The sequence below is a fragment of the Rhodococcoides corynebacterioides NBRC 14404 genome (genome assembly GCF_001894765.1).
GTDB classification, from domain to species: domain Bacteria; phylum Actinomycetota; class Actinomycetes; order Mycobacteriales; family Mycobacteriaceae; genus Rhodococcoides; species Rhodococcoides corynebacterioides.
This window is the reverse complement of the sequence record NZ_BCWV01000006.1, coordinates 63,505-88,202: the sequence shown is the minus strand read 5'-3', so window position 1 is coordinate 88,202 and position 24,698 is coordinate 63,505. Positions and strand designations below refer to the sequence as shown.

Below are 24,698 nucleotides of genomic sequence, written 5' to 3'. Positions count from 1 at the left end.
TCCCTTCCCACCGAAAGTCAGCCGATGCCCACCACGTTCGCCGCCCCACCCGTCGTCGACGCGCGTCGCTGGCCGGGACTCGACCACGTGCCGACGTCGCCGAAGGCGCGCCTCGCCGCACCCGTCGCCGACGCGCTCTTCCGACGCGCCGCGGCCGGGCTGCACATCCGGGTCGAGATGCCCGGCGGTGTCGTCGTCGGTGGGGGAGCGCAGGATCCGACCGCGCCGACGATGGTGGTGCATCGTCCTCGCGACTTCGCCGCGCGGGTCGGCGAGAGCGGGCTCATCGGGTTCGGCGAGGCCTACATGGCGGGCGACTGGGACGCACCGGACCTCACGGCGGCGCTGTCGGTGTTCGCCGAGCACATGGCGACGCTGATTCCTGCTCCGCTGCAGCGACTCCGGTCGCTGTACGTACCCAAGCCGCCCGGGTCGGAGACGAACACCACGACCAACACCCGATCCAACATTTCCCGGCACTACGACCTGTCGAACGAGCTGTTCGAGCTCTTCCTCGACGAGACGATGACCTATTCCAGCGCACTGTTCGCCGACGCGACCACCTCGCTCGCCGACGCGCAACGGGCGAAGATCGACCGGCTTCTCGACGCGGCCGGGGTGACCGCCGGGTCGCGAGTCCTCGAAATCGGTACGGGCTGGGGCGAACTGGCCATCCGCGCCGCGGAGCGGGGCGCCACCGTTCGGTCGGTCACGCTGTCGACCGAGCAGCTCGAACTGGCGTGCAAGCGTATCGACGCCGCGGGCTGGTCGGACAGCGTCCAGGTGGACCTGCTGGACTACCGCCTGGTCGACGGCGAGTACGACGCCGTGGTGTCCGTCGAGATGATCGAGGCCGTCGGACATCAGTTCTGGGGCGAGTACTTCCGCACCATCGATTCGGTTCTCGCGCCGGGCGGGCGGGTCGCCATCCAGGCCATCACCATGCCGCACGACCGGATGGTCGCGACCCGGAACACCTACACCTGGGTGCACAAGTACATCTTCCCGGGCGGGTTCCTGCCGTCCGTGCACGCGATCGACACCGTCACCGAACGGGAGACCACTCTGCGAGTGCGCGAACGGTTCTCGATGGGCGACCATTACGCCCGCACGCTCCGCGCCTGGGACGAGAAGTTCGCCGAGAACCTCGAGGACGTCCACCTGCTGGGCTTCGACCCGACGTTCGCCCGCATGTGGCACTTCTACCTCTGCTACTCCGAGGCCGGTTTCGACACCGGCTACCTCGACGTCCACCAGATCGTGCTCGACCGAAGGAGCGACCGATGACCACCACCGGAACCGTGGCGGCCCGCCTCGAGACCTTGCTGCGGCCGGTGGTGGGCGGGGAGCTTCCCGTTCGCCTGACGGCGTGGGACGGCTCGACGGCAGGCCCGGTCGACGCACCGGCGGTGACGCTTCGTAGCCCCGACGCGCTGCGGCGACTGCTCTGGAGCCCGGGTGAACTGGGCGCGGCGCAGGCCTACGTCACCGGCGAGCTGGACGTCGAGGGAGATCTGAACGCGGCCTTGACACACGTCTGGGAGGTCGTGCGGACGCGGCACCTGTCCGCCGTGCGTCCGACTCCTCGCGCGCTCGTCGACCTGGTCCGGACGGCGTCGTCGCTCGGGGTGATCGGCCGTCCGCTGCCGCCGCCGGCGTCGCAGGCCGTGGTGACCGGGCGTCTGCACTCGCTGATGCGTGATCGAGCGGCGATCAGCCACCACTACGACCTGTCCAACGACTTCTACGAGCTCGTCCTCGACCCGCAGATGGCGTACTCGAGCGGATACTGGACGTCGGATGCCCCCGACTACGGACTCGTCGACGCGCAGCGCGACAAGCTCGACCTGGTCTGCCGCAAGATCGGCCTCGACGCCCGACCCGGCATGCGCTTTCTCGACGTGGGATGCGGATGGGGCTCGCTCAGCCTGCACGCCGCCGAACACTTCGACGCGCAGGTGGTGGGCGTGACCATCTCACGCGAGCAGAAAGCGTTCGTGGACAAGCGCATCGCGGACCGCGGGCTCGCCGACCGGGTGGAGATCCGCATCCAGGACTACCGCGAGGTGCAGGGTGGGCCGTTCGACGCGGTGGCCTCGATCGAGATGGGTGAGCACGTGGGGGAGAAGAACTACCCCGTGTACGCGCGTGCGTTGTTCGAGAACGTCGTCCCCGGCGGGCGCGTGCTGGTGCAGCAGATGTCCCGCCGGGCCGGTGACAACCCGGGTGGCGGAGCGTTCATCGAATCCTTCATCGCCCCCGACATGTTCATGCGTCCCGTGGGCGCCACCGTGGCGATGATCGAGGAGTCCGGGCTGGAGGTGCGCGACGTCCACGCGCTGCGCGAGCACTACGTGCGGACCGTCGACGCCTGGTACGAGACCTTCGAGTCGCGGTGGGACGAGGTGGTCACGATGGTGGGTGAGGAGGTCGCCCGCGTGTGGCGGTTGTACCTCGTCGGAGGCGGGATGGCCTTCCGCGACGGTCGGATGGGCGTCGACCAGATCCTGGCGACGCGGCCCGACGAGCACGGTCACACCACCATGCCGCCGACTCGAGCGTCGTACGCGTGAATTCCGCGTCGTTCGATCTCTCGGCGTTCGCGGGACTCGCGGGCCTGTCGCTGGTCGTGGCCCTGGCGGTCCTCGGACTGACCGCCGTCGTCGGATTCCGCATCGGCCGGCACAACGTCGTCGACGTCAGTTGGGGCGCCGGCTTCGTGGTGATCGCGGTCGTGGCCGCGATCGCCGGCGAGGGCGAACCGTGGCGGCGCGTCCTGCTCGCTGTTCTGGTGGGGCTGTGGGGAACCCGGCTCGCGGTGTCGATGGCGCGGCGTTCCCGCGGCAAGGGCGAGGACCCGCGCTACGCGGACATGCTGGCGCGGGCCGGCGGGCATCCGGTGGTCACGGCGCTGCGCAAGATCTATCTGACGCAGGCGCTCGCCCTGTGGTTCGTCTCGCTTCCCGTGCAGGTCGCCGCGTCCGCCGCCGGCACCGTCGGGGTGCTCACCGTGATCGGTGTGGCGCTCTGGTTGCTCGGGATCACCTTCGAGACCGTCGGCGATCGCCAGATGGACGCGTTCAAGGCCGACCCGACGAACAAGGGCAGCATCATGGACCGCGGGCTGTGGCGCTACACGCGACATCCCAACTACTTCGGCGACGCGTGTGTCTGGTGGGGCGTGTACCTGATCGCGGCAGGGGGCGCGGATGCGCTCGTCGGTCCCGCGGTGGTCACCGTGCTCTCCCCGGTCGCGATGACCTACTTCCTCGTCTTCGCGACCGGGGCCCGGCTGCTCGAGCGGCACATGGCGGAGCGGCCGGGCTACCGCGAGTACCAGCAGCGCACCAGCTACTTCGTGCCGCTCCCGCCGCGCGGCTGAGCGGGCGGCAGCCGATCGTGTGCAGAAACCCGTGCTCGGCGCGGACTACTGCACACGATCGGTCGTCAGCGCACCAGCAGGGCGACGGGCAGGGTGCCGAACACCGCTGCGGCCGGCGCCGTTCCCGAGTACGACGCCCCGGTGAGGCGATCGGTCCACTCACCCTCGGGCAGAGCGATCGCCGTGTCACCCCAGCTGGTGCTCTCCAACGCCAGGGACGCGCGGGTGGCCAGAACGACGACGTCCGGTGCGGCGCCGTGCTCACCCCGCCCGAACCCGACGACGTGGTCGGACGCCGACCCCGCCGCGGAGATCGGGGTGTAGTTGCCTCCCGCGAAGCTCGCCGGCCGCTCGCGCCGCAGCGTGGCGGCGTGGCGAGTGACCCAGAACTTGGCCGCTCCCGTCCCGTCGACGGCGGGGGCCGACGTCGTGGTCTCGGCCAGGGTGCGCAGTGCCGCGTAGTCGACGTCGCGACGGTTGTCGGGGTCGACCAGCGAGTCCTCCCACACCTCGGTGCCCTGGTAGACGTCGGGGATACCGGGACCGGCGAGGTGGATCAGCTTCTGCGCGAGCGAGTCGCTCCACCCGTGCGGCGCGATACCGGCGACGAACTCGGTGATCGAGCGCGCGACCGGCCCGTCGAGGAGGGTGTCGATCCAGGTGTGGACCGCGTCTTCGAACTCGGCGTCCTGATCGTTCCAGGACGTGCGTGACCCGGCTTCGCGCATCGCCTTCTCCGCGTAGGCGTGCAGACGCTCACGATAGGTGTCCGTGAGGTTGCCGTCGGCCGGCCAGGTCCCGATGATGTTCTGCCACAGGAACAGTCCGGTCGATCCGTCCGGGGCCGGCGCGGCCTCGGTCCAGTCGGCCAGGCACCGCCGCCACAGTTCCGGCACCTGCGAGAGCACGCCGATCCGCGCACGCACGTCCTCGCCGCGCTTGGTGTCGTGGGTGGACAGGGTGGTCATCGCCCGCGGCCACCAGCGCGCCCGCTCGGCCAGGCGAGCGTGGAACTCGGGCGTCGATAGACCGAATCGGGACGGATCGCCGCCGACCTCCTGCAACGAGACCAGCCGCGCCGCGCGATAGAACATGCAGTCCTCGACGCTCTTGGCCATCACCGCGCCGGCCACCTGCTGCAACCGGGCCGCGGCTTCACCGCCGACCGCGACGGCGGCCGCGAGTGCGGAGAGGGCGTCGGACAGGCCGGGCCGATCGGCCTCCACCTCGCCGATCAGGCGGGGGAGCAACCCGGTCAGCGGGGCGTAGTCCGACCGGTACACCGGCATCCGCGCGATGACGTCGACGGCGGCCTCGCCGATGGATTCCGGTTCGACGTCGCTGCCCGTGTCCCGGACGACGGCGGCGGCGAGACGACGTACCTCGGCGGCCAGCTGGGTTCGGGCGGTCTCCGTCTTCAGCGCGCGCTCCGCAGCGTGCACCCAGGCCGCGTCGGCGGCGTCGCCGGTGGTGTCCTCGGCGAGACGCGTCAGCGCGTCCTCGCCGCGTCGGTCGAGCAGCACGTCGCCGATGTCGGCGAGCGCGTCGTACCCCGTGGTGCCGTCCACCGGGAGGGTGGCGTCGAGCGGCTCGGCGGCGGTGAGGATCTTCTCGACCACGAGCCACGATTCGGGCCCGATCAGCGTCCGCAGCCGGTGGAGGTACTCGGCGGGGTCGGTCAGGCCGTCCGGATGGTCGACCCGGACGCCGTCGACCAACCCGTCCGCGAACCACGAGCGCACCTGCTCGTGCGACCAGTCGAAGACGGCGGGATCCTCCTGACGGATCCCCGCGAGATCGCTGACGGAGAAGAAGCGGCGGTACCCGATCCGGCCCGACCGCCAGCCGACCAACTCGTAGGCCTGGCGGTCGTGCACGGCGCGCGCGTCGTCGCTGCCGTCGTCCGTGCTCGGATCGACGGGGAAGCGGTGGTCGTAGTACGCGAGGGTGGTCTCGTCGCCGGACCGGTCGACGGTCAGCTCGGCGACGTCCGCATCGTCCCCGAGAACCGGCAGAGCGATGCGGCCGGCGGTCCAGTCGATGTCGAACACGTGCGCGTACGCGGAGGCCCGGCCGTGCCGCAGGACGTCCCACCACGACGGGTTCTCCCGCGCGGTCGCGACGCCCAGATGGTTGGGCACGATGTCGACGACGACGCCGAGGCCGTGCGACCGTGCTGCGGCCGAGAGAGATTCGAACGCCTCGCGGCCACCGAGGGCGGCCGACACGGTGGTCGGATCGGTGACGTCGTACCCGTGCGTGGAGCCGTCGGCGGCCGTGAGAATCGGCGACAGGTACAGGTGCGAGATGCCGAGACCGGCCAGGTACGGCACGAGGGCCTCGGCGTCGGCGAAGCCGAAGCGATCACCCCGAAGCTGCAGTCGGTAGGTCGAGGTGATCGCGTCGGCAGTCATGGCCCGGTGTTACCCCGTTTTGCGCAGCACCAACAGTGACCGTGCTTGCACCTGAACGCTCTTGCCCGCCGCCACGACCGTGTCGCGCACCCCGGTCGAGACGGCGGTGTCGAGAGCCACCGTCCACTCGGACGCGTACTCCCCGTCGACGGTGGTGAAGTCGATCGGCTCGTGGTGCGCGTTGAAGCACAGGTAGAAGGTGTCGTCGACGACGCGATTGCCGCGCGCGTCGGGCTCCGGGATGCCCTCGCCGTTGAGGAAGACCGCCAGCGACTTGCCGAAGCCGGAATCCCAGTCCTCCTCCGTCATCTCCTCGCCCGCGGGCGTGAGCCAGGCGATGTCGCGGGTCTGCTCGGCCGATCGGATGGGCCGGCCCTCGAAGAAGCGACGACGGCGGAACACGGGGTGACCGTTCCGGAGCGCGATCACGCGGGAGGTGAACTCCACCAGATCGGCGTTGGTCTCCGCGAGCGACCAGTCCATCCACGCCAACTCGGAGTCCTGGCAGTAGACGTTGTTGTTGCCCTGCTGGGTTCGTCCCATCTCGTCGCCGTGCGCGAGCATCGGGGTGCCCTGACTGAGCATCAGCGTGGCCAACATGTTGCGAATCTGCCGGGCCCGCAACGAGAGAATTTCCGGATCGTCGGTGGGGCCCTCCACGCCGCAGTTCCAGGACCGGTTGTGGCTCTCGCCGTCGTTGTTGTCCTCGCCGTTGGCCTCGTTGTGCTTCTCGTTGTAGGACACCAGATCGTTCATCGTGAACCCGTCGTGCGCGATGACGAAGTTGATGCTCGCGCCCGGGCGGCGACCGGTCGCCTCGTACAGATCCGACGATCCGGTGAGGCGAGAGGCGAACTCGCCCAACGTCGCCGGCTCGCCGCGCCAGTAGTCACGGACGGTGTCGCGGTACATCCCGTTCCACTCGGTCCAGAGGCCGGGGAAGTTGCCCACCTGGTAGCCGCCCTCGCCGACGTCCCACGGCTCGGCGATGAGCTTGACCTGGCTGACGACCGGATCCTGTTGCACCAGATCGAAGAACGCGCTCAGCTTGTCGACGTCGTGCAGCTCCCGCGCCAGCGTCGAGGCGAGATCGAAGCGGAACCCGTCGACGTGCATCTCGGTCACCCAGTACCGCAGCGAGTCCATGATGAGTTGCAGCGTGTGGGGGTGGCGGACGTTCAGGCTGTTCCCGGTGCCGGTGTAGTCCATGTAGAAATACGGATCGTCGTCCACCAGGCGGTAGTACGCGGCGTTGTCGATCCCGCGGAACGCGATGGTCGGGCCCATGTGGTTGCCCTCGGCGGTGTGGTTGTAGACCACGTCGAGAATCACCTCGATGCCCGCCTCGTGGAACGACCGCACCATCGTCTTGAACTCGGACACCGCGGATCCCGCCACGGGCGACGACGAGTACTCGTTGTGCGGGGCGAGGAACCCGAAGGAGTTGTAGCCCCAGTAGTTCCGTAATCCCTTGTCCAGCAACGTCTGGTCCTGCATGAACTGATGGACCGGCATGAGCTCGATCGCCGTGACGCCCAACCGGGTGAGGTGGTCGATCACCGAAGGGTGGGCGAGGCCGGCGTAGGTGCCGCGCTGATCCTCGGGGACGTCGGGATGCGTCATGGTCATGCCCTTGACGTGGGCCTCGTAGATCACCGTCTCGTTGTACGGGCGGCGGGGCGACCGGTCGTTCTGCCAGTCGAAGAACGGGTTCACGACGACGGTGAGCATCGTGTGGCCGAGCGAATCGTGTTGCGGGAAGTGCGAATCGGCGTCGGCCGTCGGACCGGTCTCGTCCGGCTCGTTCTCGGCCTCGTCGGGCACCACCGCGGCCGTGGGAGCGTTGTCACGGATGGCGTCGACGGTCTTCGAGGCGGCGGCCGACCCCGCGGGTGCGGTGTCGTGCGCGGCGCCGGGGATCACCGCGACGTCGTCGGTGACGGGAATCTGCGGTGTCCGTGCGGGGAGGTCGATGTCGTAACTGAAGAGCGATCGATCGCCGTCGAAGGCGCCGACGAACGCCTTGCCGTACGGATCGACCAGCAGCTTGCTCGCGTCGCACCGCTGACCGGCGCCGGGATTCCACGGACCGTGGACGCGGTATCCGTAGCGCTGGCCGGGTTGCACGCTGGGGACGTAGGCGTGCCAGACGTAGCCGTCCACTTCCTCGAGGCGGATCCGCGTCTCCGTTCCGTCCGCGTCCACCAGGCACAGATCGACGGCTTCGGCCACCTCGGAGAAGAGGGCGAAGTTGGTACCGGCTCCGTCGTAGGTCGCTCCCAGGGGATACGCACTGCCGGGCCAAACCTGGATCGAGGACTCGCGTGCGGGTTCGACGGACATGGACCGAACCCTATCCCGCCGGCCGGCGAACCCCCCGGTCTGTGACCGGGGCCGCTGGTGGGGGCCCGATCAGGCGCCGAGCCGTTCCGCCAGTGCCGCGCCGAGGTCGCTGCCGGACCGCCATGCGCTCTCCACGCGCGGTGACCCTTCCAGGCACCACTGGTCGCCCGCGAAGCCGATCAGCCGACCGTCCCGCTCCACCAGGCCGAAGGACGCCTCGTGGCTCGCCGACGGTTTCGCGTACGTCCAGCGATGGGCGTGCGTCCACTCGGGTGGCGCGATGCCGGTGAGACGACGGAGGGCTTCGACGACGGGGGCGACGGCCGAGTCCGGATCGTCGAGATGGCGGCGGGCGCGCTCGGCGGTGGTGTGCGCGACGAGGACCGGCGCACCGTCGCCGCGGCGCGCGCCGTCGACGGCGAGGAACTCGACGTCCGGATCGTCCTGCACGAAGGCCGCGTCGGCGAAGGGGAGCGACGACGCGGTCGCGAGGCCGAGCACCACGGTGATCACCGGGTCGTAGGGAACGGCGTCCGGTACCTCGGTGAGCCGGGAGGCCTGCGGATCGGGCATCGCGAGCACCACGTGGCCCGCCGGGAGGACGTCGACGTCCGTCTGCTCGACGGGGACGTCACGGAGAAGGTCGCGCACGAGCGAGCGCAGCCCTCCCGGCGTGCCCCAGCGCGTCGGGCCGGACTTGGACTCCGGCTCGGCACCGGCGCGCAGGACGGTGAAGGTGTCGGTCCACTCGTGCGCGAGGCCGCGCGCGGCCCAGTCGTCGACGAGCGCACCGAAGTCGTCGTCCCGCACGGTGAAGTAGCCGGCACCGGTGTCGACGCGGCGGTCGTGCAGCAGCGGTGAGGCCATGCGGCCTCCCGGTGCCCGACCCCGATCGACGAGCCGGGCCGCGACGCCCGCGCGTCGCAACGCGAGAAGGCAGGCGGCACCGGACATTCCGGCGCCGACGATGGTGACGGTGGTCTCGCTCACCGCTCCAGCGTACGGACGCGATGACGGATGCCGTCGACGAACAGCGTGAGTCCGAGCGCGAAGCCGGCGGCGGCATCGGTGGCGAGGGCGACCGGCGCCCCGTCGTCGGGGAGGACGCCGAGGGAATCGAGCTGCATCCGCGACTGCTCGTCCGTCGTCGCGCCCAGGACGAAGTGCAGCACGGCGAGTGCGGCGGGCTCGGCCTCGTCCTCGGACAACCCGGCGGCGCGCACCGGCTCCGCGAGGCGCTCGCGGACGGGCACGCTCACCTGCCGGGCGGCGAGACTCGCCGCGACGACCTCCGCGCCGTCACGGTGGGACAGGAGCGCGTCACGGAGAGCGCCGGCGACGCGGAGCAGACGCGCATCCCAGTCCTCGGGCGACGGTCGGTCCTCGGGCGCAGCGGCGCGCAGCAGGATCCGGTCGGCGACCGCGCCGAGCAGCGCCTGTTTGTTGGCCACGTGCCAGTAGAGCGCCCCGGGGGCGACGCCGAGAGAGGTCGCGAGCCGACGCATCGACAGATCGGCGAGTCCGTACTCGTCGAGCAGTGCGACGGCGGCGTCCACCACGTCGGTACGAGTCAGCTGCACGCCGTCGTCCGTCCTTCCCGGCCTCGTCGACACCGGGTGGGCGCCGCGCTGCCGCCACCCTAGCGAGATGCCCGAGGACCGGGGTCACCGAGCAACTAGGGTCGTCGTCGTGGTCGATACCGGCGTTCGTCGCGCGTCCGTCCCGAGGTGGACACAGTGGGCCCGATGGACCGTGGTCGCTGCCGCGGTCGGCGCCGTTCTCGGTGTCGCCTGGGCGCTGCTCGCTCCGCCCCGGCACGTCGGCGTGCTCGGCGACGGACGGGCCGCCGTACTCACCGGCGAGAGCCTGCACCGCTTCGACGCCGTGGCGCTCTTCGCCCTGGTGACGGCCGCGGCGGGCGTGGTCGGTGCCGCTGCGGTGTGGCGGTCGGTGGGGGGAACGCCGCGTCGGGCGCTGGGCATCGTCGTGAGCGCCGCGGTCGGATCGGTGTGCGCCGCCGGTGTGGGTCTCGGACTCGCCGCCCTGCGCTTCCCGGGCGCGACCGACGCCACCGACGCTGCCGCCGGCACCGTGGTGGCCCTCGCCCCGGAGCTGGCCACCCCGATGGTGGTGGTGCCCGGGCCGCTGGCCGCGGCGGTGACCCTCGTGGTCCTCGTCGCCTTCGCGCCCGACGACCCCGACGACCCCGACGACCCCGACGACCCGGACACCGCCGACCCCCACGACGCCCCCGACACCCCCGTCAGCCCGGTGGCTTGAGCGCGGCGAACTCGTCGGTCACCCGCAGCCGTGCGTCGGCGAAGCGGTAGAGCGTGGCGGGCCGGCCGCCGGCGGGGCCGGGGGGAGCGGTCCGGCCGGTGGAGGCGATGACGCCGCGGCGGGTCAGGACGCGCTGCAGGTTGGTGGTGTCCACCTGGTGTCCGAGTGCGGCGCAGTAGATGTCGCGCAGGGTCGAGAGGGTGAACTCGTCGGGCGCCAGCGCGAACGCGATGTTGGTGTAGGACAGCTTGGCGGCCAGCCGGGTGCGCGCGTGACCCACCATGGTGCCGTGGTCGAACGCCGTCCGCGGCAGGTCGGACACCGGATGCCAGCGGGTGTCGACGGGGAGAACCGGATCGGCGACCAGGGGCACCAATCCGAGGAACGTCGAGGCGATGGTGCGCAGACCCGGCACCCGTCCGGGCTCGGCGAACACGGAGAGTTGCTCGAGGTGGCGGACCTCGCGGACGTCGACCTTCTCGGCGAGTTGGCGTCGCGCGGAGTCGGGGAGGTTCTCGTCGTCGCCCAGCGTGCCGCCGGGGAGAGCCCAGGCGCCGAGGTCGGGCGCGAGGGCACGTTGCCACAGCAGGACACACAGTTCCGCGGGCACGTCGGGCGCCGGGGGTGACACACGGAACACCACGGAGAGGACCTCGTGCCGGGCGGTGCTACCATGAGTCATGTTTTCGACCCTAAGTCGAAAACCCGGCCGGGTCCATTCGAGTGGGTCCGCACCCGATGCGACCCCCGCGTCGGACGCACGCGAGGAGACATCATGTCGATCACCACGCCGTCGACGACCCTGTCGTCGACCACCCTGCCGTCGACCACCGCCGACCGACTGTTCGCGGAGATCCACGACGGACCCACCGGCTGGACCGGAGTCGAGGCCGGACCCGAGTGGGCCGAGGAGATCAGGCGCCTGGCCGCGGAGAAGAACGCGACCATCCTGGCGCACAACTATCAGTTGCCGGCCATCCAGGACATCGCCCACCACGTGGGGGATTCGCTCGCGCTCTCGCGCATCGCGGCCGAGGCGCAGGAGGAGACCATCGTCTTCTGCGGAGTCCACTTCATGGCGGAGACGGCGAAGATCCTCTCGCCGAGCAAGACGGTGCTGATCCCGGACGCGCGGGCCGGGTGCTCGCTCGCCGACTCGATCGACGCCGCTCAGCTGCGGGAGTGGAAGGCCGAGCACCCCGATGCCGTCGTCGTGTCCTACGTCAACACCACCGCCGAGGTGAAGGGACTCACCGACATCTGCTGCACCTCGTCGAACGCCGTCGAGGTCGTGCAGTCCATCGACCCGGACCGCGAGGTGCTCTTCCTGCCCGACCAGTTCCTCGGCGCGCACGTCCGCCGGCAGACCGGGCGCACGAACATGCACATCTGGGCCGGCGAGTGCCACGTCCACGCCGGCATCAACGGCGACGAGCTCACCGCGCGGGCCAAGGCGTATCCGGACGCCGAGCTCTACGTCCACCCCGAGTGCGGCTGCGCCACCTCGGCGCTCTACCTCGCCGGCGAGGGCTTCGTGCCCGAGAACAAGGTCAAGATCCTCTCGACCGGGGGCATGCTCGACGCGGCCCGCGCGACCGGGGCCACGCAGGTGCTCGTGGCCACCGAGGTCGGCATGCTCCACCAATTGCGCCGTGCCGCACCGCAGGTCGACTTCCGCGCGGTCAACGACCGGGCGTCCTGCCCCTACATGAAGATGATCACCCCGGCGGCGCTGCTGCGCTGCCTCACCGAGGGTGCCGACGAGGTCCACGTCGACGCCGACGTCGCCGCGCGGGCCCGCACGTCCGTCGAGCGCATGATCGCGATCGGATCGCCGGGCGGCGGCGAGTGACCCTGACGGGTAGTTGGGACGCGGCCGCCGATCTCGTGGTGGTCGGCGCCGGCGTCGCCGGACTGACGGCGGCGACCGAGGCGGTCCGGCTCGGGCTGCGCGTCCTGGTCGTCGCCAAGGACGCGGTGGACACCTCGACGCGGTATGCCCAGGGTGGCATGGCGACCGCGACGATCGACGACGTCGCCGCGCACGCGGAGGACACCGTCGTCGCCGGTGCAGGGCTCTGCGATCCGGAGGCCGTGCGGTCCGTCGTCGGCGACGGCGCCGCGGCGTTCGCTGCCCTGACCGCCCTCGGCGCCCGATTCGACGCGTCCGCCGACGGTGGCGTGGCGCGCACTCGCGAAGGCGGGCATCGCACGGCACGCATCGTCCACGCGGGCGGCGACGCGACCGGCGCGGAGATCCAGCGCGTCCTCACCGCCGCCGGTCCGACCGCGCTCACCGACGCCGTCGTGCTGTCGGTGATCACCGGACCGCGCGGCGCCGCGGGCGTCGTCGTCGCGACGGCCGACCCGGGTGGCGCGCTGGAGTCGGTCGGCGTGATCCGCGCGCCCGCCGTCCTGCTCGCGACGGGCGGCAGCAGCATGCTCTTCGCCACCGGGACCAATCCGACCGGCGCGACCGGGGACGGCATCGCGCTCGCGCTGGCGGCCGGCGCAGAGATCGCCGACGTCGAGTTCGTCCAGTTCCACCCGACGGTGTTCTTCGCGCCCGGCGGACACGGCCGGTTGCCGCTGATCAGCGAGGCGCTGCGCGGGGAGGGGGCGAGTCTGATCGACCAGGGCGGCCGCCCCGTCGTCGGTGACGCCCACCCGCTCGGCGACCTCGCGCCCCGCGACGTCGTCTCCCGCGCCATCGCAGCGCGACTGAGCGACACCGGCGCGACCCATGTTCTGCTCGACGCGCGGGGCGTGCCCGACGTCGCCCGCCGGTTCCCGACGGTCACGCGCTCGTGCCGCGAGCGCGGCATCGACCCGGCGACCACGCCGATTCCCGTCGCCCCGGCCGCGCACTACGCCTGCGGTGGCATCGTCACCGACCTCGCCGGACGCACTCGCGTCCCGGGTCTGTTCGCCGCGGGCGAGGTCGCGCGGACGGGCCTGCACGGCGCGAACCGACTGGCGTCGAACTCGCTGCTCGAGGGCGTCGTGCTCGGTCGGCGGGTGGCCGCGGCCGCGCGCGAGCGGTTCGGTACCGACCCGACCGGAGATCCCGTGGTGCCCCGTGTCGCCCGGCGGCTGGACCGCGCCGTGCTGCAGGCCGCCGCGTCGGCCGGCATCGGCGTGGTGCGCGACGCCGCCGGCATCGACGCCGTCCGCCGGGTGGCCGCCGGTGCCGTCGACCGTCCGCTGACCACGGTGCGCGACGTCGAGGATTCCGCGTTGACGACGCTCCTGGACGCAACGGTGACGGCCGCGGCGCTGCGGACGGAGACCCGCGGCGCCCACACTCGCCGCGATCATCCCGACGCCGACCCGGCGCAGTGCCGCAGCCTCGTGCTGAGCCGGGACGACGACGGTGCCCTGTCCGTCCGTCTCGGTGACCTCGCCCGCCGCCCCGTCCCCGCAGGAGTGTCATGACCGCCCTCGTTCCCGTCGATCGCGACGAGATTCTCGACGTCGTCCGCCGCGCGCTCGCCGAGGACCTGCGCTACGGACCCGACGTCACCACCGTCGCGACCGTCGCCGCGGACGCAAGCACACGCGCGGCGGTCGTGTCCCGTGCGCACGGCACGGTGGCGGGGGTCGACGTGGCGCTCGCGGTGCTGGACGAGGTGGTGGGTGACTACCGGATCCTGCAGCGATCGACCGACGGCGACACGGTGGCACCCGGCGACGTGGTCCTCGAGGTGGAGGCGCTCACCCGACCGATCCTCACGGCCGAGCGGACGATGCTGAACCTGCTGTGTCACCTGTCCGGCATCGCCACGGCGACGGCGGCGTGGGTGGACGCGGTCGCCGGAACCCGCTGCGTGGTGCGGGACAGCCGCAAGACACTGCCGGGGCTGCGGCTGCTGCAGAAATACGCCGTGCGCGCGGGCGGGGGAGAGAACCACCGCCTCGGTCTCGGGGACGCCGCCCTGATCAAGGACAACCACGTGGTCGCCGCGGGGTCCGTCGTGGCTGCGCTGCGCGCGGTTCGCGACGCCGCGCCCGACCTGCCCTGCGAGGTCGAGGTGGACACGCTCGAGCAACTCGACGAGGTGCTCGCCGAGGGCGCCGACCTGGTGCTGCTGGACAACTTCCCGCTGTGGCAGACGCAGATGGCCGTGCAACGACGCGATCGGATCGCCCCGGCGACCCGCCTCGAATCGTCGGGCGGGTTGTCCCTCGAGCAGGCGGCCGACTACGCGGCGACCGGCGTGGACTACCTCGCGGTCGGGGCGCTCACCCACTCGGTGACCGTGCTCGATCTGGGCCTCGACTTCCGCTGACGCCGGCACGGCGGGCGTTTGCCCACCCGGCCCGCGCGGGAACAGGTCGGACATGGCAACAGTGCAGAAGGTCGACAGAGGTGCCCGGACGGTCGCGCGGAAGGTGACGGTCGACGCCCCCGTGGACGAGCTGTTCGCGCAGGTGGCCGACCCGCACCGGCACGGCGAACTCGACGGGTCCGGAACGGTGCAGGACAAGGTGAGCGGACCGTCGGCGGTGTCGACCGGCGACAGGTTCTCCGTGGCGATGAAGATGTACGGGCTGCCGTACAAGATCACCAGTCGGGTGACCGAGGTGGTCGCCACCGGGGAGCATCGCGTCGTCGAATGGCAGCACCCGATGGGCCACCGGTGGCGCTGGGAGTTGGAGTCGACCGGTCCGCGGACCACCGAGGTCACCGAGAGCTTCCGGTACGACACCGCCAAGGCGCCGAAGGTGCTCGAACTGCTGAAGGTGCCGGCGCAGAACGCGAAGGGCATCGAGCGCACGCTCGAGAAGCTCGCCGGGCGCTACCGCCGGTAGGCGCCCGTCGGCACTCCGGTCGGGTGACGGCGTCGACGATGCGCGATAATCGACAGGCAATTCCCTCGTCGAGCCGTCCCCGAAAGGACCTCACATGACCGCCCGCACCGAGCTGAGACGCGTCGATCTCCGCGGCAGCTCCCCGTCCACGACCGAGCTCCGGTCGGTACTCCCGCGAGGCGGAGTGGACGTGAACTCGGTGCTGCATCTGGTGACGCCGATCGTGGACACCGTCCGTGAGCGCGGCGCCGACGCCGCTCTGGACTACGGGCAGCAGTTCGACGGCGTGCGCCCCGAGACCGTGCGCGTGCCTGCGGAGGCCCTCGACCGCGCGCTCGCGGAGCTCGATCCGGACGTGCGCGCCGCGCTCGAGGTGTCCATCGAACGGTCCCGCATCGTCCACGGCGACCAGCGCCGGAGCGACACCGTCACCGAGGTGGTGCCCGGCGGCACGGTCACCGAGAAGTGGGTGCCGGTCGATCGCGTGGGTCTCTACGTTCCCGGCGGCAACGCCGTCTACCCGTCCTCGGTGGTCATGAACGTGGTTCCCGCCCAGGTGGCGGGCGTGTCGTCCCTGGTGGTGGCGTCGCCCCCGCAGGCCGAGTTCGGCGGGCTCCCGCACCCCACCATTCTGGCCGCCGCGGCGCTGCTGGGGGTCGAGGAGGTGTGGGCCGTCGGCGGTGCCCAGTCCGTCGCGCTGCTGACCTACGGCGGCCGCGACACCGACGGTGCGGAACTGGCGCCCGTCGACATGATCACCGGTCCGGGCAACATCTACGTCACCGCCGCCAAGCGGCTGTGCCGCGGCGTCGTGGGCATCGACTCGGAGGCCGGGCCCACCGAGATCGCGATCCTCGCCGACGACACCGCCGACCCCACGCACGTCGCCGCCGACCTGATCTCGCAGGCGGAGCACGACGTCCTCGCGGCCAGTGTCCTGGTCACCACCTCGCCCGAGCTCGCCGACGCCGTCGACGCGGCGGTTGCAGAGCAGATCGGACGGACCAAGCACGTGGAGCGGGTGCGTACCGCGCTCGCCGGCGAGCAGTCCGGGATCGTCCTCGTCGACACGATCGACGACGGCATCCGGACCGTGGACGCGTACGCCGCCGAGCACCTCGAGATCCAGACGCGGGACGCCTCGGACGTCGCCGCGCGGGTCCGCAGCGCCGGCGCGATCTTCGTCGGACCGTGGGCGCCGGTCAGCCTCGGCGACTACTGCGCCGGGTCCAACCACGTGCTCCCGACGGCGGGCTGCGCCCGGCACTCGTCCGGGCTGTCCGTGCAGACGTTCCTGCGCGGCATCCACATCGTCGACTACTCGCGCGACGCCCTCGCGGACGTCGCGACGCACGTCGTCGCCCTGGCGAACGCGGAGGACCTGCCCGCCCACGGCGACGCCGTGCGGGTGCGATTCGAGGCGCTGTGACCGGCTCCGGCGGCAGTGTTCCGGGAGGCGCGGCCGAGCTGACCGATCTGCCGCTGCGCGAGTCGCTGCGCGGCAAGTCGCCGTACGGCGCCCCGCAGCTGGACGTGCCCGTTCGGCTGAACACGAACGAGAACCCGCACGCACCGACGACGGCGTTGATCGACGACGTCGCCACGTCGGTCCGCGATGCCGCAGCCGACCTGCACCGGTATCCGGACCGCGACGCCGTCGCGTTGCGCACCGACCTGGCGTCGTACGTCGCGGGGCGCACCGGCGTGCCGGTGACCGTCGACAACCTGTGGGCGGCCAACGGATCCAACGAGATCCTGCAGCAGGTCCTGCAGGCCTTCGGTGGGCCCGGACGACGCGCGCTCGGATTCGTGCCGTCGTACTCCATGCACCCGATCATCTCGGCCGGGACGCAGACCGAGTTCCTCGACGTCCACCGCCGCGAGGACTTCTCGCTGGACATCGGCGCCGCCGTCGACGCGCTCGACCGGCTCGCACCCGACGTCGTCTTCGTGACCAGCCCGAACAACCCGACCGGCCACGCGCTCTCGACCGAGGACGTGCGTCGACTGGCGGAGGCGACCACCGGCATCCTCGTGGTCGACGAGGCGTACGCGGAGTTCTCCGACGCGCCCAGTGCGGTGACGTTGATCGACGAGTTCCCGACGCGTCTGATCGTCAGCCGCACCATGAGCAAGGCGTTCGCCTTCGCCGGCGGGCGCCTCGGCTACCTGGTGGCGGCGCCCGCCGTCGTCGACGCGCTGCTGCTGGTGCGACTGCCGTACCACCTGTCGGTGCTCACCCAGGTCGCCGCGCGGGCCGCGCTGCGGCACGCGGACGAGACCCTCGCCTCGGTCGCGGCGCTGTCCGCCGAGCGAGATCGGGTGTCCGCCGAGCTCGCCCGGCTCGGTTTCCACGTGATTCCGTCGAGCGCGAACTTCGTGCTCTACGGCCGCTTCGAGGATGCCGCCGCCGTGTGGTCGACGTACCTCGAGCACGGCGTCCTGATCCGCGACGTCGGCATCGACGGCCATCTGCGCGTCACCATCGGCCTGGAGTCGGAGAACGATCGGTTCCTCGACGTGAGCGCGCAGCTCGCGACGACCCTGTTCCCGGATCGCACGCCCGTCACCACCTCGACCACTTTCACTTCCACGTCCTCGATGCAGAACGGACCCTCGTGACCAGCACCGTCAACCCCCCGCGTATCGCCCGGATCGAGCGCACCACCAAGGAGTCGTCGATCGCCGTCGAGCTGAACCTCGACGGCACCGGCACCGTGGACGTCTCCACCGGCGTGCCGTTCTTCGACCACATGCTGACGGCGCTGGGAACCCACGCGTCGTTCGATCTGACCGTGCGGGCGCAGGGCGACATCGAGATCGAGGCGCACCACACCGTCGAGGACACCGCCATCGTGCTGGGTCAGGCCCTCGGCGAGGCGCTGGGCGACAAGAAGGGAATCCGCCGCTTCGGCGATGCGTTCGTTCCCATGGACGAGACGTTGGCCCACGCCGCGGTGGACGTGTCGGGACGCCCCTACTGCGTGCACACCGGCGAGCCGGACCACCTGCTGCACGCCGTCATCGGGGGCTACCCCGGAACGCCGTACGCAACGGTGATCAACCGTCACGTCTTCGAGTCCATCGCGCTCAACGCCCGGATCGCCCTGCACGTGCGGGTGCTCTACGGCCGCGACCAGCACCACGTGACCGAGGCGGAGTTCAAGGCCGTCGCGCGGGCGCTGCGTCAGGCCGTCGAGCCCGACCCGCGGGTGACGGGCGTGCCGTCCACGAAAGGAACCCTGTGACGTCGACCCCGTCGGTCGCCCTGCTCGACTACGGCTCGGGCAACCTGCACTCCGCGCAGCGCGCCCTCGCGCGCGTGGGTGCCGACGTCACCGTCACCGACGACCACCGAGTCGCGCTGGCGGCGGACGGCCTCGTGGTGCCCGGGGTGGGCGCGTTCGCGGCGTGCATGGACGGGTTGCTGTCCGTGCGCGGTGACGAGCTGATCGACAAGCGTCTCGCCGGTGGCCGTCCGGTGCTCGGCATCTGTGTCGGCATGCAGATCCTGTTCGACCGCGGTGTCGAGTTCGACGAGCCCGCCACCGGCTGCGGCCAGTGGCCCGGCACCGTCGAGCGTCTGCAGGCCGAGGTGCTGCCGCACATGGGGTGGAACACCGTGCGGCCGGGCGCGGACAGCGTGCTGTTCGCCGGGATGGACCCGGACACCCGCTTCTACTTCGTCCACACCTACGGCGTGCAGACGTGGGAGATGCTGCCGAGCGACAGCCTCGCCGCGCCGGTTCTCACGTGGGCCGATCACGGTGGCGAGTTCCTCGCCGCGGTGGAGAACGGCCCGCTGTCGGCCACGCAGTTCCACCCCGAGAAGTCGGGCGACGCAGGCGCCACCCTGCTCGAGAACTGGGTGCGCACCCTCGCGTAATCTTTCCGCACGTGAGCCTGGTACTTCTTCCCGCCGTCGATGTCGCCGACGGACAAGCCGTTCGTCTCGTCCAGGGGGAGGCCGGCAGCGAAACCGCCTACGGCTCACCCCGTGACGCCGCGCTCGCGTGGCAGAACGACGGTGCGGAGTGGGTCCATCTGGTCGACCTCGACGCCGCGTTCGGGCGGGGCTCGAATCGCGAGTTGCTGGCCGAGGTGGTGGGCGAGCTCGACGTGAAGGTGGAGCTGTCCGGCGGCATCCGCGACGACGAGTCGTTGCGCGCCGCGCTCGCCACCGGCTGCGCTCGGGTCAACCTCGGTACCGCGGCCCTCGAGGATCCCGAGTGGTGCCGACGGGCCATCGGCGAGTACGGCGACCGCGTCGCCGTCGGGCTGGACGTGCGCATCGTCGACGGGGAGCACCGTCTGCGCGGCCGCGGCTGGGTCAGCGACGGCGGCGATCTGTGGGAGGTGCTGGAGCGCCTCGACCGCGACGGCTGCTCCCGGTACGTCGTCACCGACGTCACCCGCGACGGCACGCTGACCGGCCCCAATCTCGAGATGCTCGAGCAGGTCTGCGCGGCCACCGAGGCGCCCGTCATCGCGTCGGGCGGCGTGTCCACCATCGACGACCTGCGGGCCATCGCGACCCTGACGGACCGCGGGGTCGAGGGGTCGATCGTCGGCAAGGCGCTCTACGCCGGCAAGTTCACGCTGCCCGACGCGCTCGCCGCGGTGTCCGGCGGCGCGTCCGCGTGACGTCGCTGGACCTCGACCGGTTGGCGGCCGACGCGCGGGCCCTGCTCGACGGTGTCCACGACCGCTTCCTGGCCGGGGTCGGCGCGCCCAGTGCCGTGGCCAAGGGCCCGGACGACTTCGCCACCGCCGTCGATCTCGAGCTCGAACGTCGCCTGACCGGCGAGCTCGAGGACCGCACGTCCATCCCGGTGCACGGTGAGGAGTTCGGCGGTCCCGACCTCGAGTCCGGCGCCGTCTGGGTGCTGGACCCGATCGACGGCACGTTCAACTACTCCTACGGGTTGCCCACGGCCGGAACGCTTCTCGCTCTGCTGGTCGACGGTCGTCCGGTGATCGGTCTCACCTGGCTGCCCCTGTCCGGGCACCGCTTCTGGGCCGTCGACGGTGGACCCGTCCACCGCGGCGAGGAGGCGTTGCCCGCGTTGGGACCGACCACCCTGGGCTCGTCCATGGTGGGGTTCGGTGCGTTCAACGCCGACAGCCGCGGGCGCCTGCCGGGCGCGTACCGACTACAGATCCTCACCGAGCTGAGCCGGGTGTCGTCGCGCATTCGCATGCACGGCTCGACCGGCCTGGACCTCGCCTTCACCGCCGCGGGAACGCTCGGGGCCTCCCTGGTGTTCGGTCACCATGCCTGGGACAACGCCGCCGGGGCCATGCTCGTCCGCGCGGCGGGCGGCGTCGTGACCGACCTGGCCGGCGACGAGTGGACCATCGCCTCGCGGTCGGTCCTCGCCGCCGCCCCCGGTGTGCACGACGAGGTCCTCGACCTCGTGCGCGCGATCGGTGACCCCGACGACCATCGCCCGAAAGGACCCCGCCCGTGAGCCTCGCCGTGCGCGTCATCCCGTGTCTCGACGTCGACGCGGGCCGGGTGGTCAAGGGCGTCAACTTCGCCGACCTCCGCGACGCCGGCGATCCGGTGGAACTCGCGGCGAAGTACGACGCGGAGGGTGCCGACGAGCTGACCTTCCTCGACGTGACCGCCTCGTCGGGCGGCCGCGCGACCATGCTCGACGTCGTGACTCGCACTGCCGAGCAGGTCTTCATCCCGCTGACGGTCGGCGGTGGCGTCCGCAGCGTGCAGGACGTCGACGCCCTGCTGCGCGCCGGGGCCGACAAGGTGTCGGTCAACACCGCGGCGATCGCGCGTCCGGAGTTGTTGCGCGAGTTGAGCTCTCGATTCGGGTCGCAGTGCATCGTGCTGTCGGTCGACGCGCGTACGGTGTCGGACGGCGAGTCGCCGACCCCGTCCGGGTGGGAGGTCACCACCCACGGCGGTCGACGCGGCACCGGCATCGACGCCGTCGAGTGGGCGCAGCGCGGCGCCGACCTCGGGGTGGGGGAGATTCTGCTGAACTCGATGGACGCGGACGGCACCAAGGCCGGGTTCGACCTGGCGATGATCCGCGCCGTGCGCGCCGCGGTGTCGGTGCCGGTGATCGCCAGCGGCGGCGCCGGAGCCGTGGAGCACTTCGCGCCCGCGGTGCAGGCCGGGGCCGACGCGGTGCTGGCGGCCAGCGTCTTCCACTTCGGCGAGATGACCGTCGGCGACGTCAAGACCGCGATGCGCGCCGAGGGGGTGCCGGTCCGATGAGTGCTCCGACGCTGGATCCGGCCATCGCCGCCAGGCTGAAGCGCACCGAGGACGGGTTGGTCTGTGCCGTGGCGCAGGAGCGCGGCACCGGCGACGTCCTCATGGTGGCGTGGATGGACGACACCGCGCTGGCGATGACCCTGGCGACCCGCACGGGCACCTACTGGTCGCGCTCGCGCGGGCAGTACTGGGTCAAGGGCGAGACCTCGGGCCACACGCAGTACGTGCACGAGGTGCGGCTGGACTGCGACGGCGACACCGTGCTGCTCACGGTCGATCAGGAGGGCGGGGCCTGCCACACCGGCGACCACACCTGCTTCGACGCGGACGTCCTGCTCTCCGACGGCTGATCGGCCCCGGCCGTCACACCTGGCGTCGGCCGCGCGCGATACCGGCGTCGAGGGTGTCCAGCAGCGTCGTGCCGAGTTCGGTGAGAGTGCGGACCTGCTCGTCGTCGAGCCCGTCGAAGACCAGGGACTGCACGGTATCGACGTGGCCCGGCGCCGTGTCCACCACCTTGGCGTGTCCCGCATCGGTCAGCACGGCCTGCGATCCGCGGACACCCGGCGTCGTCTCCCGCCGCGCCCAGCCGGCCTTCTCGAGTTTCGTCATCACGTGCGAGAGCCGGGAGAGCGAGGCATTGGCGAAGTCCGCGAGCACCCGCAGCTGCAGCCGACGGCCGGGAGCCTCCGACAGGGTGGACAGCACGAAGTAGTCGAAGTGCGTCAGCCCAGAGTCCTTCTGCAGCTGGGTATCGAGTGCGGCCGGCAGCCGCGTGGTGAACGCCACCAGAACCCGCCACGCCGTCTGCTGTTCGGCGGTCAGCCACCGCGTCTCTGCCATGCCGGTCAGTCTCGCACCGGCGGGAGCGCCCGGGTGCCGTGGTACCCGATACCCCGCCACCCGGGACAATGACCGCATGTCCGTCACGACCGACCCCGTCGATGCCGCCACCACCTCGCGCGAGGTCTTCCGGCGATTGGCCGCCGAGCACCGCGTCGTCCCCGTCACGCGCAAGGTGCTCGCCGATTCGGAGACTCCGTTGTCGGCCTATCGCAAGCTGGGGGCGGATCGGCCGGGAACCTTTCTGCTCGAATCGGCCGAGAACGGGCGGTCGTGGTCGCGATGGTCCTTCATCGGCGCGGGCAGCCCGTCGGCGCTGACGGTGCGCGACGGCGAGGCGGTCTGGATGGGCGAGGTGCCCTCGGGTGCGCCCTCCGGCGGACATCCGCTCGACGCGCTCGGGGCGACGTTGGAGCTGCTGCGCAGCGAACGGCTCGCCGATCTCCCGCCGCTGACCGGAGGCATGGTCGGCTATCTCGGCTACGACGCCGTGCGGTACATCGAGCGGCTCCCCGAGACCACCGAGGACGACCTGCAGATCCCGGAGATGGTGATGCTGCTGGCCACCGATCTCGCGGCCGTGGACCACCACGAGGGGGCGATCACGCTCATCGCGAACGCGGTGAACTGGAACGGCACCGACGAGCGGGTCGACGAGGCGTACGACGACGCCGTGGCGCGGCTCGACCGGATGACCGCGGCGCTGTCGGCTCCCGCGGAGTCGACGGTGGCCGGGTTCTCCCGCCCCACGCCCGTCTACCGTCGCCAGCGCACGTCCGAGGGATTCGGCGCCGACGTCGACCGCCTGGTGTCGGAGATCGAGGCCGGCGAGGCGTTCCAGGTGGTGCTCTCGCAGCGCTTCGAGATGGACACCGACGCCGCACCCATCGACGTCTACCGCATGCTGCGCGCGTCGAACCCGAGCCCCTACATGTATCTGATGCACGTCCCGGCTCCCGACGGGTCCACCGCGTTCTCCATCGTCGGGTCCAGTCCGGAATCACTGGTCACGGTCGCGGACGGGGTCGCGACGACGCACCCGATCGCGGGCACCCGCTGGCGCGGGTCCAGCGAGGAGGACGACCTGCTGCTGGAGAAGGACCTTCTCGCGGACGAGAAGGAGAACTCCGAGCACCTCATGCTGGTCGATCTCGGCCGCAACGATCTCGGCCGGGTCTGCGAGCCGGGCACCGTGAAGGTCACCGACTACCGGCACGTCGAGCGGTACAGCCACGTCATGCATCTGGTCTCGACGGTCACCGGTCGGCTCGATCACGGACGCCACGCGCTCGACGCCGTCCGGGCGTGCTTCCCGGCCGGCACGCTCTCCGGCGCGCCGAAGGTGCGCGCCATGGAACTGATCGACGAGCTCGAGCCGACCCGCCGCGGCGTCTACGGCGGGATCGTCGGCTACCTCGACTTCGCGGGCGACGCCGACACGGCCATCTGCATCCGCTCGGCGCTGATGAAGGACGGCACGGCGTTCGTCCAGGCGGGCGCGGGCGTGGTGGCCGACTCCGTCGCGGAATACGAGGACACCGAGGCGCGGAACAAGGCGATGGCCGTCCTGGGCGCCGTCGCGGCCGCGGAGACGGTGCGTCGGTACGGGGACGACCGGTGAGCACGTCGGCACGTCGGTCGCTCGCCGTGGCGGTCCTGCTGCTCGCGCTCGGGGCGGCCGCACTGTGGGCGTCCTCGCGCGCGACGTGGGTGCGGGTGGTCAGTTCCGACGGTCTCGGCGAGCCCCGCGCGGAGTCCCTCCTCGGTGCGACCTGGGCGGCCGCGACGACGCCGTTGGCGCTGGTGTTGATCGCCGCTATCGCCGCGACCTTCGCGGTGCGCGGGCGGTGGACGGTGCTGGTGGCCGCCGTGGTGGTGCTCGTCGCCGTGGCGGCGGCGATCCCGGCGGTGACCCTGCTGGTGACGACGGTCGACGTCGGGCGAGCAGCGGCGCTCGCAGAACTGCCGGACCGCGCCGAGGTGCTCTCGGCGCGCGCGTCCCGGTGGCCCGCCGCACTCGCCGTGCTGGGGTCGCTGCTGGCCCTGGTCGGCGCCGTGACGATCGCGCGGGCGGCCGGATCCACGCGGGGACTGTCCTCGCGGTACGACGCGCCGGCGGTCCGTCGGGAACGGGCCGAACACGCGTCCGAGACGTCGGCGAGCGCCGCGGCGGCGGAGCGGCCCGGGAAGTCCGGCGACACCGGGGACGTCTCCGAACGCGCGTTCTGGGACGCGCTCGACGCCGGCCGGGACCCGACCGCGCCGGACGCGACCGGGACCGACCGCACCCCCGAGAGATGATCCGGACCACCCGGACACCCAGTGGCCGTGGCCGTTCCGGGGGCCTCTAGGCTCTTGGCGTGGATGAGCCACACCTCACATC

24 protein-coding genes are annotated in these 24,698 nt (G+C 71.6%); 18 read left to right on the top strand and 6 right to left on the bottom strand.

The features are described 5' to 3' along the window. The first annotated feature begins 24 nt into the window (after positions 1-24). Genes RC2_RS18955 through RC2_RS14705 form a run of 3 tightly spaced genes read left to right on the top strand, consistent with a single transcriptional unit; the run spans position 25 to position 3,382 of the window. Positions 25-1,287 carry an SAM-dependent methyltransferase gene (locus tag RC2_RS18955; protein WP_068146502.1) on the top strand — a complete coding sequence of 421 codons (1,263 nt, stop codon included), beginning with the start codon at positions 25-27 and terminating at the stop codon, positions 1,285-1,287. Then, entirely contained in the window at positions 1,284-2,573 is a 1,290-nt protein-coding gene (locus tag RC2_RS14710; protein ID WP_068146329.1) for a class I SAM-dependent methyltransferase, read from the top strand. Before RC2_RS18955 ends, RC2_RS14710 begins: the two co-directional genes overlap by 4 nt. After that, the gene (locus RC2_RS14705; RefSeq protein WP_068146326.1) at positions 2,570-3,382 is read left to right on the top strand and encodes a DUF1295 domain-containing protein; all 813 of its coding nucleotides are present in this window, start codon (positions 2,570-2,572) and stop codon (positions 3,380-3,382) included. The genes RC2_RS14710 and RC2_RS14705 overlap by 4 nt, the downstream gene beginning before the upstream one ends. A gap of 65 nt (positions 3,383-3,447) precedes the next feature. Here RC2_RS14705 and treY read toward each other — a convergent pair whose 3' ends face one another. From treY to RC2_RS14685, 4 genes are all read right to left on the bottom strand, one after another. Continuing rightward, on the bottom strand, positions 3,448-5,796 hold the full coding sequence (gene treY, locus RC2_RS14700) for a malto-oligosyltrehalose synthase (RefSeq protein ID WP_068146323.1): 2,349 nt from the start codon (positions 5,794-5,796) through the stop codon (positions 3,448-3,450). Positions 5,797-5,805: 9 nt separating this feature from the next. Further along, entirely contained in the window at positions 5,806-8,139 is a 2,334-nt protein-coding gene (gene glgX / locus RC2_RS14695; protein WP_068146320.1) for a glycogen debranching protein GlgX, read from the bottom strand. Between the two features lie 69 nt (positions 8,140-8,208). Then, complete coding sequence (locus RC2_RS14690) at positions 8,209-9,129, bottom strand: NAD(P)/FAD-dependent oxidoreductase (RefSeq protein ID WP_245811131.1); 921 nt, start codon at positions 9,127-9,129, stop codon at positions 8,209-8,211. After that, positions 9,126-9,719: a TetR/AcrR family transcriptional regulator C-terminal domain-containing protein gene (locus RC2_RS14685; RefSeq protein WP_068146318.1), complete on the bottom strand. Its 594-nt coding sequence runs from the start codon at positions 9,717-9,719 to the stop codon at positions 9,126-9,128. Before RC2_RS14685 ends, RC2_RS14690 begins: the two co-directional genes overlap by 4 nt. 109 nt (positions 9,720-9,828) lie before the next feature. Between RC2_RS14685 and RC2_RS14680 the strand changes: the two genes are divergently transcribed. Beyond that, positions 9,829-10,419, top strand: a complete 591-nt coding sequence (locus tag RC2_RS14680; protein ID WP_169846847.1) for a DUF2567 domain-containing protein — start codon at positions 9,829-9,831, stop codon at positions 10,417-10,419. Here the strand turns inward: RC2_RS14680 and RC2_RS14675 are convergent. After that, the gene (locus tag RC2_RS14675) at positions 10,403-11,101 is read right to left on the bottom strand and encodes an NUDIX hydrolase (protein WP_072681562.1); all 699 of its coding nucleotides are present in this window, start codon (positions 11,099-11,101) and stop codon (positions 10,403-10,405) included. The two genes, RC2_RS14680 and RC2_RS14675, sit on opposite strands and share 17 nt — an antisense overlap. A 93-nt stretch (positions 11,102-11,194) precedes the next feature. Between RC2_RS14675 and nadA the strand changes: the two genes are divergently transcribed. The 12 genes from nadA to hisI all read left to right on the top strand — a co-directional run bounded on the left by nadA (position 11,195) and on the right by hisI (position 21,822). Beyond that, positions 11,195-12,271 carry a quinolinate synthase NadA gene (gene nadA / locus RC2_RS14670; RefSeq protein WP_083529695.1) on the top strand — a complete coding sequence of 359 codons (1,077 nt, stop codon included), beginning with the start codon at positions 11,195-11,197 and terminating at the stop codon, positions 12,269-12,271. Further along, positions 12,268-13,854 carry an L-aspartate oxidase gene (gene nadB, locus RC2_RS14665; protein WP_139277413.1) on the top strand — a complete coding sequence of 529 codons (1,587 nt, stop codon included), beginning with the start codon at positions 12,268-12,270 and terminating at the stop codon, positions 13,852-13,854. The genes nadA and nadB overlap by 4 nt, the downstream gene beginning before the upstream one ends. Next, on the top strand, positions 13,851-14,708 hold the full coding sequence (gene nadC, locus RC2_RS14660) for a carboxylating nicotinate-nucleotide diphosphorylase (protein ID WP_068152622.1): 858 nt from the start codon (positions 13,851-13,853) through the stop codon (positions 14,706-14,708). The genes nadB and nadC overlap by 4 nt, the downstream gene beginning before the upstream one ends. 52 nt (positions 14,709-14,760) lie before the next feature. Continuing rightward, positions 14,761-15,231 (top strand): SRPBCC family protein, encoded by a 471-nt coding sequence (locus RC2_RS14655; protein WP_068152619.1) that lies wholly within the window; start codon positions 14,761-14,763, stop codon positions 15,229-15,231. 94 nt (positions 15,232-15,325) lie between these two features. Continuing rightward, the gene (hisD, locus tag RC2_RS14650; protein ID WP_068152618.1) at positions 15,326-16,660 is read left to right on the top strand and encodes a histidinol dehydrogenase; all 1,335 of its coding nucleotides are present in this window, start codon (positions 15,326-15,328) and stop codon (positions 16,658-16,660) included. Then, the gene (locus RC2_RS14645) at positions 16,657-17,853 is read left to right on the top strand and encodes a histidinol-phosphate transaminase (RefSeq protein WP_068152613.1); all 1,197 of its coding nucleotides are present in this window, start codon (positions 16,657-16,659) and stop codon (positions 17,851-17,853) included. The genes hisD and RC2_RS14645 overlap by 4 nt, the downstream gene beginning before the upstream one ends. Further along, complete coding sequence (gene hisB / locus RC2_RS14640) at positions 17,850-18,479, top strand: imidazoleglycerol-phosphate dehydratase HisB (protein ID WP_068152610.1); 630 nt, start codon at positions 17,850-17,852, stop codon at positions 18,477-18,479. Before RC2_RS14645 ends, hisB begins: the two co-directional genes overlap by 4 nt. After that, positions 18,476-19,117 carry an imidazole glycerol phosphate synthase subunit HisH gene (hisH, locus tag RC2_RS14635; RefSeq protein ID WP_068152606.1) on the top strand — a complete coding sequence of 214 codons (642 nt, stop codon included), beginning with the start codon at positions 18,476-18,478 and terminating at the stop codon, positions 19,115-19,117. The genes hisB and hisH overlap by 4 nt, the downstream gene beginning before the upstream one ends. Positions 19,118-19,128: 11 nt before the next feature. Next, complete coding sequence (gene priA, locus RC2_RS14630; RefSeq protein WP_068152604.1) at positions 19,129-19,875, top strand: bifunctional 1-(5-phosphoribosyl)-5-((5-phosphoribosylamino)methylideneamino)imidazole-4-carboxamide isomerase/phosphoribosylanthranilate isomerase PriA; 747 nt, start codon at positions 19,129-19,131, stop codon at positions 19,873-19,875. Beyond that, positions 19,872-20,702, top strand: a complete 831-nt coding sequence (locus RC2_RS14625) for an inositol monophosphatase family protein (protein WP_068152600.1) — start codon at positions 19,872-19,874, stop codon at positions 20,700-20,702. Before priA ends, RC2_RS14625 begins: the two co-directional genes overlap by 4 nt. Continuing rightward, complete coding sequence (hisF, locus tag RC2_RS14620; protein ID WP_068152597.1) at positions 20,699-21,472, top strand: imidazole glycerol phosphate synthase subunit HisF; 774 nt, start codon at positions 20,699-20,701, stop codon at positions 21,470-21,472. Before RC2_RS14625 ends, hisF begins: the two co-directional genes overlap by 4 nt. After that, complete coding sequence (hisI, locus tag RC2_RS14615; protein ID WP_068152594.1) at positions 21,469-21,822, top strand: phosphoribosyl-AMP cyclohydrolase; 354 nt, start codon at positions 21,469-21,471, stop codon at positions 21,820-21,822. Before hisF ends, hisI begins: the two co-directional genes overlap by 4 nt. Positions 21,823-21,835: 13 nt before the next feature. Here the strand turns inward: hisI and RC2_RS14610 are convergent, their stop codons facing one another. Continuing rightward, a complete protein-coding gene (locus RC2_RS14610) occupies positions 21,836-22,315 on the bottom strand; it encodes a MarR family winged helix-turn-helix transcriptional regulator (protein WP_068152591.1) in 480 nt (159 codons plus the stop codon). Between the two features lie 76 nt (positions 22,316-22,391). Between RC2_RS14610 and RC2_RS14605 the strand changes: the two genes are divergently transcribed. Then, positions 22,392-23,936, top strand: a complete 1,545-nt coding sequence (locus tag RC2_RS14605) for an anthranilate synthase component I (RefSeq protein WP_068152588.1) — start codon at positions 22,392-22,394, stop codon at positions 23,934-23,936. Next, entirely contained in the window at positions 23,933-24,616 is a 684-nt protein-coding gene (locus RC2_RS14600; RefSeq protein WP_068152586.1) for a TIGR02234 family membrane protein, read from the top strand. The genes RC2_RS14605 and RC2_RS14600 overlap by 4 nt, the downstream gene beginning before the upstream one ends. Positions 24,617-24,698: the final 82 nt, after the last annotated feature.

Excerpts from the sequence above, each read along its gene's own strand:
- RC2_RS14655 (WP_068152619.1), top strand. The coding sequence starts at position 14,761 with ATGGCAACAGTGCAGAAGGTCGACAGAGGTGCCCGGACGGTCGCGCGG.
- treY (WP_068146323.1), bottom strand. The coding sequence starts at position 5,796 with ATGACTGCCGACGCGATCACCTCGACCTACCGACTGCAGCTTCGGGGT.
- nadC (WP_068152622.1), top strand. The coding sequence starts at position 13,851 with ATGACCGCCCTCGTTCCCGTCGATCGCGACGAGATTCTCGACGTCGTC.
- nadA (WP_083529695.1), top strand. The coding sequence starts at position 11,195 with ATGTCGATCACCACGCCGTCGACGACCCTGTCGTCGACCACCCTGCCG.
- RC2_RS14710 (WP_068146329.1), top strand. The coding sequence starts at position 1,284 with ATGACCACCACCGGAACCGTGGCGGCCCGCCTCGAGACCTTGCTGCGG.
- hisD (WP_068152618.1), top strand. The coding sequence starts at position 15,326 with ATGACCGCCCGCACCGAGCTGAGACGCGTCGATCTCCGCGGCAGCTCC.
- hisI (WP_068152594.1), top strand. The coding sequence starts at position 21,469 with ATGAGTGCTCCGACGCTGGATCCGGCCATCGCCGCCAGGCTGAAGCGC.
- RC2_RS14675 (WP_072681562.1), bottom strand. The coding sequence starts at position 11,101 with ATGACTCATGGTAGCACCGCCCGGCACGAGGTCCTCTCCGTGGTGTTC.
- RC2_RS14610 (WP_068152591.1), bottom strand. The coding sequence starts at position 22,315 with ATGGCAGAGACGCGGTGGCTGACCGCCGAACAGCAGACGGCGTGGCGG.
- RC2_RS18955 (WP_068146502.1), top strand. The coding sequence starts at position 25 with ATGCCCACCACGTTCGCCGCCCCACCCGTCGTCGACGCGCGTCGCTGG.
- RC2_RS14605 (WP_068152588.1), top strand. The coding sequence starts at position 22,392 with ATGTCCGTCACGACCGACCCCGTCGATGCCGCCACCACCTCGCGCGAG.
- glgX (WP_068146320.1), bottom strand. The coding sequence starts at position 8,139 with ATGTCCGTCGAACCCGCACGCGAGTCCTCGATCCAGGTTTGGCCCGGC.